The sequence below is a fragment of the Nostoc sp. genome, from assembly GCF_036917095.1.
Taxonomy (GTDB): Bacteria; Cyanobacteriota; Cyanobacteriia; order Cyanobacteriales; family Nostocaceae; genus Nostoc.
Genome location: NZ_JBALFH010000020.1, coordinates 245,110 through 266,861 on the forward strand (window position 1 = coordinate 245,110; position 21,752 = coordinate 266,861).

At 42.8% G+C, this 21,752-nt stretch carries 14 protein-coding genes; 3 read left to right on the forward strand and 11 right to left on the reverse strand.

Features of this window, described 5'->3' with window-relative positions:
* Positions 1–91: 91 nt before the first annotated feature.
* The 3 genes from V7L01_RS09150 (at position 92) to V7L01_RS09160 (ending at position 8,174) form a co-directional block, all read left to right on the forward strand.
* Entirely contained in the window at positions 92–6,058 is a 5,967-nt protein-coding gene (locus V7L01_RS09150; RefSeq protein WP_335033914.1) for a hybrid sensor histidine kinase/response regulator, read from the forward strand.
* Positions 6,058–7,596, forward strand: a complete 1,539-nt coding sequence (locus tag V7L01_RS09155) for a hybrid sensor histidine kinase/response regulator (protein WP_335033916.1) — start codon at positions 6,058–6,060, stop codon at positions 7,594–7,596. Before V7L01_RS09150 ends, V7L01_RS09155 begins: the two co-directional genes overlap by 1 nt.
* Positions 7,597–7,913: 317 nt before the next feature.
* Positions 7,914–8,174 (forward strand): MoaD/ThiS family protein, encoded by a 261-nt coding sequence (locus tag V7L01_RS09160; RefSeq protein WP_335033918.1) that lies wholly within the window; start codon positions 7,914–7,916, stop codon positions 8,172–8,174.
* Positions 8,175–8,416: 242 nt separating this feature from the next.
* On the opposite strand, the gene V7L01_RS09165 is transcribed toward V7L01_RS09160, so the two are convergent.
* From V7L01_RS09165 to V7L01_RS09215, 11 genes are all read right to left on the reverse strand, one after another.
* A complete protein-coding gene (locus tag V7L01_RS09165; protein ID WP_335033920.1) occupies positions 8,417–11,428 on the reverse strand; it encodes a lamin tail domain-containing protein in 3,012 nt (1,003 codons plus the stop codon).
* 251 nt (positions 11,429–11,679) lie between these two features.
* On the reverse strand, positions 11,680–12,537 hold the full coding sequence (locus tag V7L01_RS09170) for a lysophospholipid acyltransferase family protein (protein ID WP_335033922.1): 858 nt from the start codon (positions 12,535–12,537) through the stop codon (positions 11,680–11,682).
* A gap of 51 nt (positions 12,538–12,588) precedes the next feature.
* Positions 12,589–13,785, reverse strand: coding sequence for an MFS transporter (locus V7L01_RS09175; RefSeq protein ID WP_335033923.1), 1,197 nt, complete (start codon positions 13,783–13,785; stop codon positions 12,589–12,591).
* A 9-nt stretch (positions 13,786–13,794) separates the two neighbouring features.
* Entirely contained in the window at positions 13,795–14,340 is a 546-nt protein-coding gene (locus V7L01_RS09180; protein ID WP_335033925.1) for a GNAT family N-acetyltransferase, read from the reverse strand.
* A 231-nt stretch (positions 14,341–14,571) separates the two neighbouring features.
* Entirely contained in the window at positions 14,572–15,270 is a 699-nt protein-coding gene (locus V7L01_RS09185; RefSeq protein WP_335033927.1) for a glutathione binding-like protein, read from the reverse strand.
* A gap of 720 nt (positions 15,271–15,990) precedes the next feature.
* Positions 15,991–16,260 (reverse strand): hypothetical protein, encoded by a 270-nt coding sequence (locus V7L01_RS09190; protein ID WP_335033929.1) that lies wholly within the window; start codon positions 16,258–16,260, stop codon positions 15,991–15,993.
* Positions 16,261–16,986: 726 nt separating this feature from the next.
* On the reverse strand, positions 16,987–17,754 hold the full coding sequence (locus tag V7L01_RS09195) for a class I SAM-dependent methyltransferase (RefSeq protein ID WP_335033931.1): 768 nt from the start codon (positions 17,752–17,754) through the stop codon (positions 16,987–16,989).
* 34 nt (positions 17,755–17,788) lie between these two features.
* Complete coding sequence (locus V7L01_RS09200; protein ID WP_335033933.1) at positions 17,789–18,478, reverse strand: SDR family NAD(P)-dependent oxidoreductase; 690 nt, start codon at positions 18,476–18,478, stop codon at positions 17,789–17,791.
* 88 nt (positions 18,479–18,566) lie between these two features.
* Complete coding sequence (locus V7L01_RS09205) at positions 18,567–19,445, reverse strand: formylglycine-generating enzyme family protein (RefSeq protein ID WP_335033935.1); 879 nt, start codon at positions 19,443–19,445, stop codon at positions 18,567–18,569.
* Positions 19,446–19,491: 46 nt separating this feature from the next.
* Complete coding sequence (locus V7L01_RS09210; RefSeq protein WP_335033937.1) at positions 19,492–20,790, reverse strand: MFS transporter; 1,299 nt, start codon at positions 20,788–20,790, stop codon at positions 19,492–19,494.
* Positions 20,791–20,961: 171 nt separating this feature from the next.
* Positions 20,962–21,627, reverse strand: coding sequence for a nitroreductase family protein (locus tag V7L01_RS09215; protein WP_335033939.1), 666 nt, complete (start codon positions 21,625–21,627; stop codon positions 20,962–20,964).
* Positions 21,628–21,752 lie beyond the last annotated feature (125 nt).

Consider the following 21,752-nt stretch of genomic DNA (forward strand, 5'->3'; position numbering starts at 1 on the left):
TCAAACACCTCATTGTCCTTTGATTTTGACACTGGTGGATACCGCTCATTAGCTTTGTGCCCAGTTCACCCTACCACTCAGTCCTAAAAAAATGATACCTGTCCTTCCCGGTTATAACTTTATTGAAGCCCTGCATGAAGGTGTCAATACCGTTATTTATCGTGCTTCCAAGCAGTCAGATCGAACCCTTGCGATCGTTAAAGCCCTTAAAGCCGAGTATCCCAGCCTGGAAGAACTAACCCGACTAAGACATGAATATAAAATATCACAGACACTAGTAGATATAGAAGGAATTGTCAAGTCCCTAGCTTTAGAAAATCATCATAACGGTCTAGCCCTAATTTTGGCAGACTTTGGGGCAGAATCGCTGAAAAAGTATATTAGCGATCGCCAATTGTCATTAACCGAATTTCTCACAATAGCCATTCAGCTAGCATCCACTCTCACTCAACTGCATCAAGCCAAGATTATTCATAAAGATATTAAACCTGACAACATCGTTATTAACCCAGAAACTGGCCAAGTTAAAATTATCGACTTCAGTATTGCATCGCGTTTAGAAAAAGAAAATCAAAGCATCAGCAATCCCAATTTACTAGAAGGCACTCTCGCCTATATGTCACCGGAGCAAACTGGACGAATGAATCGGTCAATTGACTACCGGACTGACTTCTATTCTTTAGGGGTTACCTTTTATCAAATGCTGACAGGTTTGCTGCCTTTTAATGCCGCTGACCCTCTGGAATTTGTTCATTGCCATATTGCAAAAACACCAATACCGCCTCAAGAGTTAAATTCAAAAATTCCATCAGCGGTTTCTGACATTGTAATGAAATTGTTAGCTAAAACTGCTGAAGATAGATATCAAAGTTCTCTAGGACTAAAAGCCGATTTAGAAACCTGTCTGACTCAGTTGCAGACGAATGGCGAGATTTCCCACTTTATTGTCGGTCAGCTAGATTCATACAGCCAATTTTCTATCCCGCAAAAACTCTACGGACGGGAAATAGAAGTTGGTACTTTGTTAGAAGCATTCGATCGCGTCAGTTCTGGTAGTACGGAAATGATGCTAGTTTCTGGTTATTCAGGCATTGGTAAATCTTGCTTAGTTCATGAAGTTCACAAACCGATTGTGCGCCAGCGGGGTTATTTTATCTCCGGTAAATTTGACCAGTTCAAGCGGAATATTCCTTTTGCTTCTTTAATTCAAGCATTCCAAGATTTGATGCGCCAGATGCTAACGGAAACCAATGACCAAATAGCTGTTTGGAAATCAAAACTAATAGATGCCCTCGGCTCCAATGGTCAAGTGATTATAGACGTTATTCCCGAATTAGAACGGATTATTGACCCGCAGCCAGCAGTTCCTCAATTAGGGTCATCTGAATCGCAAAACCGATTTAATCGGGTGTTTCAACAATTCATTCATGTATTTAGTCAACCCGAACATCCGCTAGTTTTGTTTCTGGATGACTTACAGTGGGCGGATTCAGCTTCACTGAAGCTTATCCAGTTAATTATGACTGACCCAGATAGCCAATATCTATTGCTAATTGGCGCGTATCGAGATAACGAAGTAAGTGCCACTCATCCCTTGATTCAGACCTTGGAGGAGATTCAACAGACTGGTGCGATCGTAAATAACATTATCCTTCGGCTTTTAGATATCGCTCATGTCAACCAGTTAGTAGCCGATACTCTTCGTAATGAAATTTCTCAGTCAAAGCCACTGGCAGAGTTAGTTTTTACTAAAACCCAAGGTAACCCCTTTTTCTTAACTCAGTTACTCAAATCCCTTTATCAAGATAACTTGTTATCGTTTGACTTTGAACGCGGTTTTTGGCAATGGGATATTGAGGTTATCGAAGGAGTTAATATAACTGATAATGTTGTTGAATTGATGGTCAGTCAAATTCAAAAGTTATCTGCTACAGCACAGAATGTATTAAAGATTGCCGCTTGTATTGGAGACAAATTTACATTAGATATATTGGCAACTATTAATAAAAAATCTCAGTCAGAAACAGCAGCAGATTTGTGGGAAGCTTTGCAATCAGGTTTGGTTCTGCCACTCAACAATTCATACAAAACACCGCTCGTTTTTGACTCCGAACAAATGGAGACTGAGAACAAGCGATCGCCCATTACTCATCAGCCATCACTCATTACCTATAAGTTCTTACACGACCGGGTACAGCAAGCGTCTTATTCTCTCATTCCAGACGATCAGAAAAAACAGACTCATCTAAAAATTGGTGAATTGCTACTAATACATACCTCGGAAAAGGATATTGAAGAAAATATCTTTGAGATTGTCAACCAACTGAATGTTGGTGCTGAATTCATCACCCAGCAGCCTCAAAAAGATAGACTGGCTCAACTCAATCTCATCGCTGGACAGAAAGCGAAAGCAGCAACAGCTTATGAATCATCTGTTAAGTATTTGAATGTAGGTTTGGAACTTCTTCCATTAGATAGTTGGCAGTGTCAATATGACCTGACACTCAACCTCTATGTAGAAACAGCAGCAGTAGAATTCCTCAACACCAATTTCGAGCGAGCAGAAATACTTTCTAATGTAGTTTTGTCCCAAGCAAAAACCCTGCTCGATCGAGTCCAGGTGTACGAGACAAAAATGCAGTTTTATATTGCTAAAAACCAAATGCAAGCTGCGCTAAATACCGGGCTGCAAGTGCTAAAAATGCTAGGGTTGCCTTTATCAGAAACCCCCCCGACGAGACTGACTAGATTAAATTTAGGAGGAAAACGCATTGAGGATTTAACAGAATTGCCAGAAATGACCGATGTTTATAAATTAGCCGCACTACGAGTCTTGATAAATCTGATTCCTCCGGTTTATATTGCAGCTCCCGAACTTTATCCACAGGTCGTTTTTAAAATGACCAATCTCTGTCTCAAATATGGGAACTCTCCTATGTCATCTTATACGTATGTACTTTATGGTATGTTCCTATGCGGTGTTTTTGAAGATATCGATTCTGGCTATCAATTCGGTCAGCTAGGCTTAAAGCTGTTGAATCAATTCAATGCTAAGGAGATGACGGCGAAAATCTATGAAACATTTAATTATTTTATCAGGCACTGGAAAGAACCAGCTATTAATACTATAGAACCGTTAATTGAAGGTGTGCAAAGAGGGCTGGAAACAGGAGATTTAGAATATGCTTCTTATTCGGCTTGTTTTTATTGTACGCATTTATTTTTTATTGGTGAAAATCTAGAAATAGCTCTCCAGAAACAGGCTCATTATATTGCTTTGATGCAAAGAACGAAACAAGAGTTTCAAATAATTTATGCTAAGATAGTTCGACAAACAGGTTTGAATTTAACTAGAAAAACTGCGGAACCATATCGATTAATTGGCGAAAGTTTTGATGAGAATAAAATGTTGCCAATTCTGATAAATAGCAATAATTATATGGCTATTTATCCTATCTATGTTTCTAAACTGATTCTAGGTTATTTATTTAAAAATTACGATCGCGCTGCTGAGGATGGCTTGCTGGCAGAAAAATACGAACAAGGCGGACGAGGGTTGATGTACAAAGCCGAACACAAGTTCTACTACTCTCTGACTCTCTTGGCTTTATATCGCACCGCATCGAAAAGCGAGCGCCAACAATATCTCAGCCAAGTCGCATCCCATCAGAAAAAAATGAAGCAATGGGCGTTACATTCTCCTGCCAACTATCAGCATAAGTATGAGCTAGTGGAAGCAGAAAAGGCACGAGTATTGGAACAAGATTTAAAAGCGATCGCCTTTTATGACCGAGCAATAAATGGAGCTAGAGAACAGGGATATATTCAGGAAGAAGCGCTAGCGTCGGAACTAGCAGCAGAGTTCTATTTTGCATGTGGCAGAGAGAAAGTTGCTAATACCTATCTTAACGATGCCTACTATGGATATGGTCGCTGGGGAGCGAAGGCAAAAGTAAAAGACTTGGAAAAAAGATATCCTCAACTATTTCGGATATCAAAGCGAGAAATAGTTAGTACGGACGTAACTCGGATAATTAGCTCTACGGCTGAAAGTGCTTCAGACTTGCTAGATTTAGCCACGGTTATAAAAGCATCTCAAGCTCTTTCTGGAGAAATCCTTTTAGGTAATTTACTAGCTAAATTAATGACAATTGTGCTAGAGAATGCTGGCGCTCAAACAGGCTACCTAATTTTAGAAAAATCTGGAGAGTTACTGATAGAAGCATCAGGAGCGGTAGACAAAAATGATGTAACTGTGCTACAAGGAATTTCAGTATCAACCAGTCATCAACTACCAATTTCACTGATTAATTATGTAGCCCGAACTAAAGAAAATATTGTTCTCAGCAATGCAACTTGTGAAGGAACATTTACCACAGATACATACATCGCCACCCATCAACCCAAATCGGTTTTATGTACACCGCTTATCCATCAAGGAAAACTGAGTGGCATCCTTTATTTAGAAAATAATCTTACCATTGGTGCATTTACATCAGATCGCTTAGAAGTATTACAACTGTTATCTTCTCAAGCAGCGATTTCGATTGAAAATGCTCGTCTTTATAAAGACTTAAAACTAGCCAACACTAACTTAGAAGCCAAAGTACAAGAGCGAACTCTAGAGTTACAGGAAAAAAATGTGCATCTGCAAAAAGCAGAAGAAATCGCCCAATCGGCTAACCGCGCTAAAAGTGATTTTCTTGCCAACATGAGCCATGAACTGAGAACACCACTTAATGGCATTTTGGGTTACGCCCAAATCCTCAAGCGTGAAAAAAGTTTAACTAACTCGCAAAAAGATGGTGTGAATATTATTCATCAGTGTGGCGATCACCTCTTGAACCTAATCAATGACATTTTAGACCTCTCTAAAATTGAAGCGAGAAAAATGGAACTCCACCTAACGGATTTTCATTTTCCAGAATTTCTAGAAAGCATTGCCGAAATCTGCCGTATCCGCGCCGAACAAAAGGGTATTAGCTTAATTTTTGAACAGATTACTCAACTTCCTATAGGTGTCAAAGCTGATGAGAAACGGTTGCGGCAAGCTTTGATTAACTTACTAGGTAATGCCGTTAAGTTTACTGAAACTGGAGGCGTGGCTTTCAAAGTCGGCTATCACGAAGGTAAAATTCGATTTCAGGTGGAAGATACAGGAATTGGTATGGCCCCAGAGCAATTAGAAGAAATATTTTTGCCGTTCCAGCAGGTAGGAGATAGCGATCGCAAAGCGGAAGGAACGGGATTAGGACTGGCAATTACCCGCCAATTAGTTCAGATGATGGGTGGCGAAATCCAGGTAAAGAGTAGCTTGGGAAAAGGGAGTGTTTTCTTCTTTGATTTAGATTTGCCTGAAGTTTATCAATACGCTGATATTGTCAAAAAAGAACAACGAAATATCCAAGGTTTTAAAGGCTATAAACGGAAACTTATTGTAGCAGATGACAGAGCAGAAAATCGTTCAATTTTGGTCAAAATGTTATCGCCTTTAGGATTTGAAATTGTCGAAGCAATAGATGGTCAAGATTGCCTCAATAAAGCATCTGAATCCAATCCAGATTGCATCTTAATGGACTTATTGATGCCTCAAATGAATGGCTTTGAAACTACTCGTCGAATTAGGCGATCGCCTGAGCTAAAGAATACGATCGTGATTGGTACTTCTGCCAGTGTTTTTGATTTCGATCTCAACAAAAGTAAAGAGGCGGGTTGCAATGATTTTCTACCTAAGCCAATCCGGATAACAGAGCTTTTAGAAAAGTTACGGCTTCACTTAGAACTGGAATGGATTTATGAAAATGGTGAAACTCAAGTATCTATAGAGAATAAACAACAAACTTCTCAGCAACCATTGGTAGCTCCCTCGCAAGAGGAAATAGCCAATCTATTGAATTTAGCAATGAAAGGCGATCTCAAAGGTATTGTGGAGCGAGTTACTCACTTAGAAGAATTGGATGTTAAATATGCACCTTTTTCTCTAGAGTTGCGTCAATTAGCTAAAGGTTTTCAAGTTAAAAAAATTCGTGAAATTCTAAAAAATATAGGAGTAAACTAATGAGTAATTCAAACATTGAAAATGGCATTATCTTAATCGTTGATGACAACCCGACAAATTTAGGAGTGTTATTCGATTTCTTGGCTGATTCTGGTTTCCAAGTGTTAGTGGCGCAGGATGGCGAGGACGCAATTGAGCAGATCGAATATGCTCTTCCCGATCTGATTTTGTTAGATATACTCATGCCCGGAATGGACGGGTTTGAAACTTGCTACCACTTGAAAGCTAAAGAATCAACTAAAGATATCCCTGTGATTTTTATGACGGCGCTTTCTGAGACGGTAGATAAGGTCAGAGGGTTGAATCTTGGGGCGGTGGATTATATCACTAAGCCGCTTCAGCATGAAGAGGTTTTAGCTCGTGTCAAAATCCATTTAAGCATACGAAACCTGACTAAAAGACTGCAAGAGCAAAATGTGCATCTGGAGTTGGAAATTCAAGAACGAACTAAGGCAGAAAACGCCCTTTTAAAACTGACATCTGAGTTAGAAGAACGGGTCGAAGAAAGGACGGCTGCACTTTTTCAATCTAATCAGCTGCTGCAACAGGAAATCCAAGAGCGCATTTTTACAGAGCAAGCATTGCAGGAATCCGAAGCACGCTATCGAGAACAAGCCAATCGGCTAGAACTTGCCTTTCGCCAACTTCAAGAAACTCAAAGCCAACTGGTTCATAGTGAAAAAATGTCCAGTTTGGGACAATTGGTGGCGGGTATCGCCCATGAAATTAACAATCCCATCAACTTCATCTATGGGAATCTGACTCACGCCTATCAATATACCCAAGACTTGCTCGACCTCTTGAACCTCTATGCTAAGTACACTCCCTCACCGCAACCTGAAATTCAGAAGCTGACTGAGGCGATAGATTTAGAATTTCTGAATCAAGACTTACCGAAATTGCTGAGTTCGATGAAGGTTGGGGCTGACCGCATCCGTGAGATTATTCAGTCTTTAAGGATTTTTTCCCGCGTGGATGAAGCCCAAATGAAGCCAGTGGATATTAACGCTGGGCTAGATAGCACGCTGCTGATTTTGCACAATCGGTTTAAAGCCAGTTCTAACCAACTAGGTATTCAACTCGTGAAAGAGTATGGTGACCTACCGCTTGTGGAGTGTTATGCAGGGCAACTCAACCAAGTGTTTATGAATCTATTGACGAACGCAATTGATGCTTTAGAGGAGTACGATAAAAAGCGATCGCCCCAGGAAATTTCCTTTTGCCGCAGCACGATTCGGATTCGCACCGAAGTAACTGACAATGAGTTTGTGACTATTTGGATTGGCGATACTGGCCCCGGTATGACAGAGGAAGTACGCGATCGCTTATTTAACCCCTTCTTTACGACAAAACCCATAGGTAGAGGCACAGGTTTAGGCTTGTCGATTAGCCACCAAATTATTGTCTCCAAACATGGTGGTGAGATAATGTGTCTTTCAGCACCAGGGCAGGGAACAGAGTTTATGATTAAAATTCCAATGCGATCGCACCCTGTAGAATTGGCTTTGGCGACACACTGCCATGTTGGCTGCGATTAGTTTAACTGAAAAGCTGAACCTGCAAAGGATGCCACTCTACTCAGTTGCAAACGGCGTGAGATTTGGCAAAATGCGTCCTTCTGGGTTTAAAAAGTAACGTTTTTAAACCCAGGCAGAAGCCTGAGCGGCGGCTTCTAGCCGAGCAAAACTTCTCTTCTGGTCGCTATGCAAGGGACGTGGAACGCAGAGGTTTAATATCAGGCAATTTGCGTTATAAACTTGTGAAATCATCTACTTAGTAATGTATAATTAATCCCATCAGTTCAGGGTGCTTGTCAAGTATTAAACTACTTGCTGGTACTGCCAAAGTATTTTGTATGTCTAAATCTGCAATCACCGTTACCGTCAAATTATTCGCTGCTTATCAAGAAGCCTTTAGGGTTTCGGAACTGGTGCTGGAATTTCCTAAAAGTATGCCAGTCAAAGCAGTATGCGATCGCCTCATAGCTGAACACCCCGAACTCTCCCAATGGCGTGACATCACCCGCTTTGGGATTAATTTAATATTTGTCGAACCAGATACCCTACTACAAGATGGGGATGAAGTCGTGCTGATTCCACCAGTCAGTGGTGGCTAGCAAAACCAGGGCTATTTCATTCTCATCTAGACCGCCTCAGAATGAATTCTGAGTCTAATAGCAAAAGTCGTCTAAAGACGACTGAGAAAAGATTATAGTCCGTTTTAAGGGACTTTAGCTATTAGCCCGGAACTTCAGTTCTGGGCGGTTTCTGTCTAGAACGAAATAGCCCTGCTAGCAAAACAGTTATGAGTTAAAGATTCAAAACTTCTAACTCAGAACTACTTATGCCTCACCTGCGATTATTTCACCCTGGCCCGAAAGCGAACAAAGCCGTAAGAATCTTTAGCTAAATTGGGTAAATCTGGACTCCGGGTGATATTCACCAACACTGCTCCATTGCTGTTAGTACCACAATATGATGGCGCTGGTTCGCTAGCAGCATAAAAGCGTCCGCGATCGCTGACATCCTCTATATTGGTGAGGTAAACTGTGGGACTGCTAGAACTAAGAGCAAGGGCAATACCTCGATCTGCTCCTCCTAAGCCGCCATCACCAGGAGTATTACCATTAAACGCAGTGGGAATAAAAGTGGTACTGCTAGGAACTAAATCGCAGAATTTAACGTTAGTGGCATTACTCGGGCCTTTGGAGAGGAAGTAGATAGTGTATTCCAACTCATCTCCTGGTTTAACAGTCCCAGCATTAATCAATCCCCGCAGATAGCCAGCAGGCCATGTCAGATCGTTATCATCAGAGGCATAGGGTTCTGGCACATAATTAGCAGCAGTAATAGCAACGTCGCTGCGACCATCTACAATATCGGTTAAATCTTGATTGTTGATGCGGGTGATGCGTTTCACTAACAAAAGCTTTGCATTAACCGTAGTAGCACCGTTATTGCTTTCTCCAACGCTGGTAACACGACTACCTGTAGTATCAGTGTCTCTAGTTGGTAGGTAGTTTGGACAGCGTGTGCTAGAGTTCCCACTGGTAGTTGCTTCCCAGCAAGCACTGACATTAGTATCCTTGCCATTGGCAGTCAAGCTAATAGATTGACCCGAATTAGCCCCAGCCAAAGAAGACTGATAGGTAGTGTCCCACAAATTTAGAGAACTTGGGGGAGGTGTATTAACCTCACTGCCTGCGCCATAGGCGATATAGTCAATAATCTTATTCTGGTTATCATACAACCAAACATCATCGCCGGAATTGTTGAGCTTGGGAGTTTGTCCCAACCAAGTTTGAAAAGCTGCTCCTGTTGCTTGATGGTTGGCATTATTATTACCAATCCAAATGACAGCATATTTCCCTGGTTGTAAAGTCGTGCCACTGGGGAAGGTATAATGAAAGCCAACAGCAGCATCGCTACTACCGACAATGAGGTTGCCATCTGTCAAAGTTACACCACTCAAATCTACTGCGGATGTAGAAGCATTGTAGAGTTCAATAAACTCATCATTGGTGTCAGTAGTAGTACCTGTTTGGTTATAAAGCACCTCGTTGATAATGACTTGGCCCGCTAATGGTGAAACTTGATAAGAAGTTGTTGGAATAATATTTAAATAAGTTAGAACCGCATTACTAGGAACATAAGTCCATATATCTAATCCTTTGACATCACCGAAGGAGCCTGAACAAACTGTATTAGTGTTACCACCACTGGCTGTACCAAAAGCACGCTGAGTACTGGTAGTATTAAATCCTGTTACCAGGTTACTGTGAGATATAGACGGTGGGGAACCAGAACCTCCACATAGCACACCACCTGGTGTTCCCACATTTGTCCCAGACAAGGTACGATAGCCGCGATCGTCGTAAAACCCTGTATTATTTCCCAAAGGATTGGAGACGTTGAGGAGAGTAAAGCTTGGCCCTCCCTTGATACTGTTTTCAGCATCTATAAGAGGAAAGTGGTATTCGCCAGCATGAGTTGTGATGTTAACTGGGTAGTCTGTGCCAACGGGGAAAAAATTCCCATTATTATCTTTACCATCCCAGGTAACGGTTTGACCTCCAGATGCCGTCATCGTTCCCCGCAGTACTCGGTTTTGCAGATTAGCCGGATCGAAATCATTACCATCTCTGCTGATGACTATTTCATAGTTGCCAGTTACATTGCTGTCGAATTTAAAAACTCCACCTGTGCTTTGGTTCGAGTTATTAGCCCCAGCTGTACCAATAAAGCTGGAATTACTAATGCTTGGAAGTGTTGCTACAGTAGGGATACCACGGGCAAAGAGAGAGTCATTTGTTCCGACACTAGTTTGAGGATTATTAAAGAAAATGACGTGGTTGGGTAAAGCGAAATTGGTTCCACCTTGCAGTTGTGGCATCAGAGCATTATTCACTGCACTCAGAACATCATGGTAGAGCGGTGTTTTTCCATCGCTGTCATAGTAGCCTACATCATTGCCATAAATGACAAAACCATTGGGGTCTAAGCCATTGAGGGCTGTTTTATATTGATAACCATCTTTAGTGACAATGTAGAATGAAGATTCGATCGGTCTGCCATTGTTTCCGGTAAATAGTGCTAAGTAGTCGGCAAGGAGTCGCCCATTAATATCTGTTGTGGAAGTCAAGCTGCTACGTACCGTCACATCCCACGCAGCTATACTGGTTCCTGATGGATCTTTAAAGTTGGTGCCAAAGTCAATTGTTTGTGTAGGAGTTCCATCAAAGTTACTATTACCTCCTTGACCTCCATAGAAAGCTACATAATAAATTCCATCACCGCCCACTGGAACTTGATAGTAACAAGGTACGTAGCCGTTAGCGATCGCCCCACCGGGCGTTGCAGTTGCTGAGTTTGTGATTGTGTCTGGACCTGCTAATTCTTGGTTACGGCTAGATATTTTACCCTGATTGGTATTTAGAGTCTGGGTTCTTTGGGTAGAGCATTGAAACTTAAGATTAGAGAGAGTTTCATTACCTATTCGACCTGTTTTGCTACCATAGAGCAAAATGTCAGCATTATCTACTCCTACAGAACTGGAACCCAAGAGGATGTATTCTCCAGCTTTAGCATACACTTGTAGCAATGTGCGCCGCAGAAGAGAATTATCCACAGGAGTGGTAGGCCCAAACTTATCTGTTGAGCGCCATTCAAGGTTGGCTCTAAAACCAGTAGCACCGCTAGGGTATAAATTCCTACTGCCTTCTGCTTGAACTGGTTGTATCCAGTAACCCCAAGTACACAGTAGTAGAGCCAGTCTGCCAAGCCATCTTCTTCGGTGTCTGAGAGATTTGAGGTTCGCGCAGCGTCTCGGCAGGAAAATTACCCCTAAAAGATATTTAAAAAATAGGCTCATAACTGGTTTACCAGATATCACATCCAGGCTTTAATTGGTAACAAAGAGCGAATTACGGCATTTAAGACAAGCGATCGCCTACTTTTAGGTTGCCCAATATATCTGAGAACCTACCATCTTGATTCACATTCACGGGCACAGCAATGCTATGCCCCTACCGCGTGGTTTATTTACCTGAAAATCGCCTTAATAATGGGATGCTGCTTGAAGGGCTTCTGTTTTGCAGTACGCAGACTAATTAATATGTATCATCATAGAGAATTGGCATTAGCAGTTCGCTTCACTAAGAAATCTAACTCTTGCTGCATCTGGCTAACAACTAATTCATAACATTCATTGACATAGTGGCGATCGCTAGCTGCCTCAGGGCCGTAGCGTTGAAATACAATTGGCGGACAAACTCGCGTATATATGGCTATAGGTAATGGAATGTTGGGCAACGGGCCAATTGCTAACCCCCAAGGCAGTCCGAGATAAATAGGAAAAACTACCGGATCGATCCCAAGCAGCCAAGGCATTCCCCATTCATGGAGTTGCTGCACAACTTTATAGCAGTCAGCGAGCACAATCAGCGTATCGTGAGCACCCCAGGAAACTACAGGGACAATCGGCACATTTTCCCGCAATGCTAACTTGATAAATCCTTGCCGCCCCGCAAAGTAAATTTTGTTACGTAAATAATGCGGTCGGAAAACATCTTCGGCTCCACCTGGATAAACTAGCACGCTAGCTCCAGAGCGCAAGGCAGCGTAAGCCATTTTCGGATGAGCCATAATTGCTCCAGCCTTGGCGACTAGTTGCGCTAGTGGCGGGGTAACCTGCCAAACTTTAGGATGCATCAAACCATAAACGGGTTGCTCCACACCAAATCGTCGGAACCAGTCATACATCATCATTGTCATATCGGGAGCCGCGAGTCCCCCATTATGCGAACCGACAAATAGGACTTTTTTTTGGGGTGAAATATTATCCCAGCCACTGGTTTGAACTCGAAAATAGTAGTGATAGAAAAAGTCCAACAGGGGCATCAGAGATTCTATGAACTTTGGATCTCGCTCATCCAAAGACCAACCGAGTTTTTTCTTTAATAGATGTTGCTTTTTTGACATTGATGCATTCTAATCCCTTGCTCTCCTCTAGAGGCTCTGTGTATACATACCTTAGCTTTCATCGCTGTTTTGCTTCTGCTTGACTAACCAAACAGAGAGCAGAGCGATCGCTACACCAACTAGAATAAAGCAATAAATGTAGCCGAAGTTATCGACAATCCTACCAAATACTGCCGCGCCGATTCCCTGCCCGACAAATAAGCTGAAAGCGAATAATGAAACAGCAGTGCCTCGTGCTTCCGGTGAAAGCTCAGTGGCTTGGGTCTGGAGGGTGCTGTGCATCATATAAAAGCCCAATCCCATTAAAATACTCAAGGGGATAAACAGCATCCAGTTATAGAACAATGCGATCGCTAAGAAGCTGATACACATCAAGCCTCCTCCCACTCCCATTAAACCAGTTTCACCCAGTCGCTTTACTAACCATTTAACTGAGCGGCTGTAAATTAGTCCCCCCAATCCAAAACCACTGAGCATAAACCCGATCGCAACATAACTTAGAGTATAGCGATCGCGCAGAAATGCGCCGATGTAAGCAAATGCCCCAAAGACGCAAAAGCCTTCCACAAACACCCCTATAATTACAGTCCGGGCGAGCGGTTGAGTCAATAGTTGGTAATAAGGTCGAAATGTTATCCTACCTACACGACCTTGGGGACGTTGAACATCGCTCAAATGACGCGTCCCCCGCCACAAAAGTCCCGCAATGCCAAGGGAGACGATGCCAAATAGAAGAAAAATGTCACGCCAGCTGATATATTCCCCAAAGATGCCGCCCAAACTACCACCCAGGATTTGACCTAGCATCAGGGCACTTAGATACTTACCGATCGCAGCTTGGCGTTTTTCATAAGGAAAGTTGTCACCAATATAAGCTAGGGTAACCGGGATGACCCCAGCAGCAGCCATCCCTGTGAGAAACCGCAGCAAGGTAAGTAAGAGAATATTTGAGACAAAGGCACAAACAGCCGTACCTACAGCAAATGCCGCCAGAGCGATTGTGATTACCTTAAGTTTGCCGATGCGATCGCTTAGTGGCCCATAGACTAATTGAAATAGCCCGTAGGGAATCGTGTATGCCGAGATAATCACCGCAGCACTGCCAACGCCGACATTGAACTCGCTGGCAATGATGTGCAGCAGAGGGTCAATCACCCGTGCATCAGCAATCACCATGAAGGCAGCAGCGCCCAACAGCCCTAATGAGACAGGTGTTTTCCCTGCTATATCTGTTGTTAACCTGCCCACTCAGTTCTCCTATTTGTGAAGCACAAATTGCTCCAGATCGTGATACTGCCCTTTGAAGAAGCCATACTGTTTCAGTACACCCTGACTGTGAAAACCTAACTTTTCTAGCAACTTTTTAGAAGCTATATTGTCCAACATGACTTGGGCAACAACGAAACGCAAACCCATTTTCTTAAACCCGAATTGCAAGATGGTATGCACTGCCTCAGTCATGATGCGTTGTCTCCAAAAAGTACTGGCAAGCTCATAACCGACCTCAGCAGCTTGTTCTTGTCGGTTCCACGCAAACCCACAAGAACCAATCAAAACGTTGTCTTGCTTACGGGCAATTCCCCAGCGAATTCCTTCTCCTCGCTCAAACCGTTTGGCTCTACGTTCAATGAGTGCGATCGCTTCTTTAATAGAAGTGAAAGTATCAAGATCGTGAAACTGAGTCACGCCTGGATCGGAGAATACAGCAAAAATTGCCTCAGCATCCTGCAAGGTTGTCTCACGCAGAAGTAGCCTTTCTGTTTCTAATTCAGGAAAGGAAGATAGCGAGAAATCGTTGCTCATGCGACCGACGATCTGGGATTAGAGTTAACTTAGCGATCGCCCCAGAGAGGCAGGGGAGCAGGGGGCAGGGGGCAGGAGGGGAAGCCACCCACAAGGGGCGGAGCTTGAAACCCTCTTGGCAGAGTCAAGTGTCACAAGAAATAATGTATGTGTCCAAGCTTTCAGCAGCCCTAAATTTATTTATGGGGTTCTTCCCCCTTCCCCCTTTTTGACAAGACAATTTCATTAGGCTCAAGGCTGAATAGTCTTTGCCGACTGGTTAAATAACAAATCTCGTGACTTATCTGGATCGAGCGCCTGAGTTTGCAATGCTTCAGCTTTCTCATAGGCGCGAATTGTTGCTGGACGGGCTTTAATTGTCTCAAACCAGCGCTTGAGATGAGGAAAATCCTCTAGATTTTGACTTTGGCGCTCATGGGGCACAATCCAGGGATAGGCAGCAATATCGGCAATGGAATAATCGCCAGCCACAAATTCTCTATCTGCTAATTGCTTATTCAGCACTCCATATAAGCGTCCCGTCTCATTCACGTAGCGTTTAATGGCATATTCAATCTTTTCGGGAGCATAGGCGCTAAAGTGATGATTTTGTCCCGCCATTGGCCCCAGTCCTGCCATTTGCCAGAACAACCATTCTAAAACTTGAGTGCGACCGCGTAAATCTTGGGGGATTAATTTCCCGGTTTTTTCTGCCAAATATAGCAAGATTGCACCAGACTCAAATACCGAAATTGGCGCACCTCCATCGGCTGGTTCGCGGTCAACGATCGCAGGGATACGATTATTAGGAGAAATATTCAGAAATTCAGGTTTAAATTGATCCCCAGCCCCAATATTCACAGGAATTATCGTATATTCCAAACCGACTTCTTCTAAAAAAATCGTAATTTTATGACCGTTGGGGGTTGTCCAATAATAAAGATCGATCATGGCTATTTTTACTAAAATTGTGCGATTGTTTTTTAAGTCAATGCTGCGGACACCTCTTTCACATTTTTCACAAAATCTAAAAACAAAGGGATCGATAACTGCGAAAATGTATATATTACAAGCATTTTAGCACTTTATACCCAAAAGTATCGCCCTAGAAGTAAGATGGAAAATCGCTTTCAGGAATGGAGATACAGCCCCATACTGGACTATTGTGCTTGGGCATTACTGATTTTGCATTATTACAAAAGACTAGATGCTTAAAAAAAATTTACTTGTTAGTTTCTGGATGAAATTTTCAGGTTTTGCCTGGGAATCCTTATTTGAAGGTCAATCTCAAATCGATAACTTCAGGCTACGTGCTTAACATCCATTTTATTCCCTCATTAAGAATTTATTAGCGCCTTGCTGTACTTGAGGGCTAAGAAGTTATTTATTATGTTGGGTTTAACGTTAGTGCTAGAATCAAACCTATCAAGGACGATTAGCTTTAACAATTGTAATATTCGTCTATCTACTGCAAATAAGCTATCACTAGCAGCTGGCTGTGTGTGGCTAATTTTTTTGCTTACTACACTTCAAAAATGACTCATGCATTTTTGAAGTGTAGTAAGCAAAAAGCTCTGCCTTTAGTTGTTTTAAGGAGGCAGAGCTTGAGTAACTGCATTTCTCGGCTAGAGTTGAGAAATGAGGTAGATAAGTTGTTTAAGTGTTGTTAGTCTAATTTCCGTCTAATTGGTTTTTTCCTACTATTCCAGTTGTTTCTAAAGCTAGCTCACCTGCTGTGTAGAGTCCAAGTGCTGTGATGCCTCCGGCCTGAGTCACTGCGCCGCCTGCATTATTCAACGTTTTGATTGTGGCATGCTCAACTGTTTTTGTAACTTTCTTCCACCAACTTTTACCTCCTATTATTTGTTCGCAGCATTCATCTGATAAGACTTCAAACAATTCTTCTTGGTTTTCACCTATTAGGCTTTTGTTTATAGACATAGTGAATTATTCTCCCGAATAAAGAAATACAAAGATTTACTTTTTGGGTTTTGAGCAAGAAAATAATATTATTTATCGCTCTAACTATTAATTAGATTAATCAAAAAAAAAGTATATACACAGACTTGACAATCCAGATTTTAAAAGATAGCAAGCCCTATGACAATTTTTTTGCTCTTTGTTCAGTATTTATTATGAGCATTTTTCTTGTCTAAGCTTAGTAATTAAATATATGGAGTTGAATCCGTTATATAGCCTTTATTACTATAATTATCAAGCTTTTCAGTATGCAAGATTTTTGATGTATTGATATATAAATAATATTTATAAAAGAATTATAAATTATTTATAGTCTTGCAGGATTTGTTTAAAATTATCAATAACCTTTCTAAGATTTATTTACGTATTTTACCTGAAATTTATTTTTTCTCCGGTATCAATTGTATGAAACGTTAAACTAGCGTAGCTGCTGTGGCTTGCAAACAAGACATTGGAGCAATATGATTTTGTGAGGTCAGCTTAAAAACAAGCGATCGCACGACGAGATAATTCAGCTTTACGTTGCTGTTGCTGTTCAGTTTTCGTTTTCGCATGTCTGTGGGTGGCGCGATCGCGCGGGGTGAGAAATCCTCTGCGAACAATCGCCTTAATTCGTCTTGGCTTAATATTTTGCCTTTTCCGTTACCGGAAACCTTTATCTTTAATGGCAGCGACTATTATACTTTTTCATAGCGGTGATTTGGCGATCGCAGCCCAAACTCTATGGTGAACCTGAAGAATTGGCGTGGGATATCTTGCTTCAAGTAATGTCGCCAATTCCCGATCGAATACTTCTACCTTTTCTGGTGTCAAGCTGGCTCCCACGCCTGCACTAGCACGAATTCGTCCCCGCCAAGCTTCCTGTGTATAAGACACAAAGACATCGTAAGAAAATGTGCGGATTTCTCGGAATCCTCCTTCACCAATGTCTTGTAACCACAAGGGATACATTCCATTACCGCCGCCCAGATTCCACGCTGGATTATGAGCTTTAATCAGTTGTTCTGTTGCTTCAACTACATTACCTTTTAAGGGTATCCAATCAAAATGAGCGATCGCCAGCGAGCCATTTCTTCTCAATATCCGAGTAATTTCTTGGACAGCACGGGGGCGATCGAACCAATGCCAACACTGTCCAGCAGTTACTACATCTGCACTTGCGTCTGGTAACTCAGTATTCTCGGCGGTTGCGACTCGATAATCTACTTTGAGTTGGATTGATTCGCTTAACAGTCTCGCTTGTTCTAAAAGTGAGGCTGATGGGTCTATGCCAATTACATAAGCACCTCTATCCGCAAAGCCCCGCGCTAGTGTTCCTGTCCCTGTACCAAGGTCAACAATGTTTTGCCCTGGTAAACCTATACCATATTCAGACAGTTTGTTAAATAATGAACTCGGAAAACCAGCGCGGTGTTTTGCATAATCAGTAGCAGTTGCACCAAAATCAATTTTCATACCATCAAAACTATTCTTGTAACAATTGTCGAGGCTAGAAGTTCTCTACCCACGGACGTAGTTCTACTTCCCATGTCCAAGCACTGCGGGGTTGGCGGAGAATGCTGAGATAAGTTTGAGCGATCGCATCCGGGTCAAGAGTACTATCAGGATTATCTGCTGGATCTTGGCGGACTGTGGAGCGGATTGCACCATCAATCACGAAATGCGCTACATGAATATTTTTTGGTGCTAATTCTCTAGCAATACTCTGAGCCAAACCGCGCAGTGCAAATTTACCCATTGCAAAGGGAGCAGACAGAGGATAACCCTTAACACTCGCTGAGGCTCCAGTAAAAAATATAGCACCGCCGCCAAGTTGCAAAAACCTTTTGGTAGCAGCTTGGGCTACGAGAAAGCCACCATAAGCAGTTACCTCTAGGGTTTTTGCCACTTCACCAGGGTCTAGATCGACAAGAGGCCCCCGCACTCGGTAACTAGGATTGTAAACGACAATATTCGGGGAACCGACTTTATTATCAATATCAATAAATAACTGTTCTACTTCATCTGGCTTTGAGACATCAGCAGCGAAACTAACTGCGCCAATTTCACTACTCAATTGAGTGAGTTTTTCAATTTGGCGAGCCGCTAAAGCGACAGTGAATCCTTCTTTGGCAAATAGGCGAGCTAAAGAAGCGCTCAGTCCACTACCTGCACCGACAATTAAAGCTGTTGTTGCCATAAATTTAATTCTCCTTGTTAGGATAAACGATTAAGAGAGAAAGCAGAATATCTAGATAAAATTTAATATCCCCAAAAAATTAGTTAGCCTATTGGTAATTAAGCACAACTCTAAAACCTATATGATGGCCGCAGGAGCGTAGACATTGATAACCTCGGTATGTACATCTCGGCCAGCCAGAACTCAACAGATTTCCACCCCGATATACTTTATACTCTAAAAATGAATCTACCCCACTTGGGCTGATACCTAATGTCTGGAGATGTCTTTTCAATTCTTCAAATGTAACCCCATGTGGATTAACCCACTTTGTATTCGGGTCATGGTAATATCTACCTGTGATATCATACCAGTCACTGCACCATTCTGATACATTTTGCCACATATCCAAACAGCCATAGGGGCTTTGTCTTTCAGGGCGACAACCAACAGGTTGATTAATCTTAGGATATGAGTCTTTAGTATTAGGATATGAGAATAAAGCCATTTCTTCATTCCAATCCACTTCTTGATTTCCCCAAGGATACAACTGTCCATTTTGTCCTCGACAGGCTTTTTCCCATTGCGCCTCTGTAGGTAAGGCATATGCACCACCTAAAGTTTCCTTCAGCCATTCAGTAAACCGACAGGCATCAAACCAAGAAACAAAAACTATTGGGTACATATCTCCTGGGGAAAATTTAGCAGCTTTATTAGCTAATGACCAGTCATAATCAAGAGCAGCAGCCCCTAATATCTCCCGATTTAGGGCTAAAGTTTTATTATCATACGACCAGTCATAAGCAGTATCCCTCAAGAATTTCTGCCACTGCCCCACTGTGACGGGGGTTCGTTGAATTGCATAAGTTGATAGCCATACTTCCCTTTGAGGCTGTTCTTCATACTCAGCATTAACCTCAACTTCAGGGTCAGCGCCCATAAGGAAAGATCCTTCTGGAATTATTACCATATCAAGCATTGTGTTCATTACAATACCTATCCTTAAAGTGCCATTCGATTCAGATATTCATAGATTAAGAATTGAGCGTGACTGAAGATAACGGGGAATTGCCCTTAGTGGGACTTTGACCAATTTGCAGTACACAAACTGCGGCAATCAGACAGAGAACGCCTGATAAAATAAACGCTTGTAAATAACTACCCGTCCAAGTTCTCAACACTCCGGCTCCGAATGCTGCTGTGGCTGCACCAAGCTGGTGTCCTGCTACAATCCAACCAAACATCACGCCCACATTTTCTTTACCAAAGACGTTGGCAACAAGCCGCACCGTCGGTGGTACGGTGGCAATCCAATCAAGTCCATAGAAGACGGCGAAAATGGAAAGTCCATAGAAGGAAAAGTTGAAACTGAAGGGTAAGAAAATTAAAGACAAACCCCGCAATCCGTAGTACCAGCATAGTAAGTAGCGGTTGTTCCAGCGGTCAGATAGCCAACCGGACATAGTAGTTCCAAAAAAATCGAATAGTCCCATGATTGCCAAAAGACCAGCAGCCTTGACTTCTGGGATACCGTGGTCAATACAAGCGGGAATCAGATGAGTTCCAATTAACCCATTTGTGCTTGCACCACAGATAAAAAAGCTACCAAATAACAGCCAGAAGTCTCGATTACGCATTCCCAGCCAAAGAGCGTTGAGAGTGGAGGCAATGGAATTGACTTTGGGCTGTAACACTTCCACAGTTTCGCTGTTGTCGCCAAAGGGTCGCAAACCGACATCCGCCGGACGATCGCGCATAAAGACTGCGATCGCTGGAATAATTAGAAGTGCTGCACCAGTAAGAGCTAGAGCCGCAGTTCGCCACCCAAAGCGATCGGCTACTGAGGCCAGCATGGGCAGAAACACTAGCTGCCCTGTGGCTGTACTGGCAGTCAAGATGCCCAGAACTAGACCCCGCTTCTCAAAAAACCAACGATTGACAACAATAGCACCCAAAACCAGGGCGATAACTCCGCTACCAGAACCGACAACAACACCCCACAGCAAGACTAGCTGCCAGGAAGTTGACATCAAAGTAGTTAAACCGACACCGAGAGCAATGACAGCAAGTGAGAACACCATCATCCGGCGAATGCCGATCCGCTCCATAACTGTGGCGGCAAAAGGGCCAATCAACCCGTAGAGTACTAAGTTAATAGAGATTGCTAAAGATATAGTTGCTCTACTCCAGCCGAACTCCTGTTCGAGAGGCACTATAAAAACTCCAGGAGCAGAGCGAATTCCCGCCGCCACCAGCAAGGCTAGGAATGTTAAACCTGCGACGATCCAGGCATAGTGGAACGAACGACGCGCGAGGAAGGAGGGTAAGGACATGGTTGGGGAGGGGCAGGGGGCAGGGGGCAGGGGAGGCAGGGGAGGCAGGGGAGGCAGGGGGAGCAGGGGAAGCGGGGGAGGCAGGTTCAAAGACTCATTCACGAGTATTAAAGATTCATCCCCTATTCGCCATGCCCAATACCCAATGCCCCATACACAATTTAGGCAAAACTACCCTGCATATGGGTTACCGATTCTGTCTACAGAGACGTTGGAGGAGAATGGCAAACGACCTGGATTTAAGCGTGGTTCTGCTGCATAGCCAACAGGAACTAAAACGGCGATCGCTAAATCTGGATTATCTCCTGCACCAATCACTTCTTTTACCTTGTCTTCAAGCCAACCATTCATAAAACAAGTGGATAATCCCAGACTTTCTGCTGCTAATACCAAATGGGTAGCGGCAATGATCGCATCTTTGATCGCATATTCGCGTCGCTTGTCTCCCAGTGTCTCTTGAAATTGCGGAATAGCAGTTTTAAAATAATTAGCTGTGCTTTCATTCCATGCCCCAGTTGCAAGAGCCTGTTCAATTATCGGGTTCAAGTTTTTTTCAGATGCACTCGCATCGGCAGCAAACACAAAAGTAACTGGTGCTTGGATAATTTGCTGTTGATTCCACGATGCTGCTGATAAGGCTGCCTTTTGCGCCTCATCTTGCACAAGAATAATTTGCCAGTCCTGAATATTGTAACTGCTGGGCGCTGCCACGGTTAACTCTACCAGTTGCTTGAGCAGTTCTGGGGCGATGGGGTCTGTTTTAAAAGTTTTGATGGAACGGCGTTGAGCGATCGCACTGGGTACATCTAAAGGTTGGGTTTGAGTAATGGAACTCATGAGATTCTCCTGATGGTTAAGTTTTGACCAAATCATTCGTAATGATATTCTCTACGAGATGCTAAAAGCATAGCTTGCTTCTCTGTAAGAGTACGCAGACTTGTTCCCCTGGCGCTAACGTAATC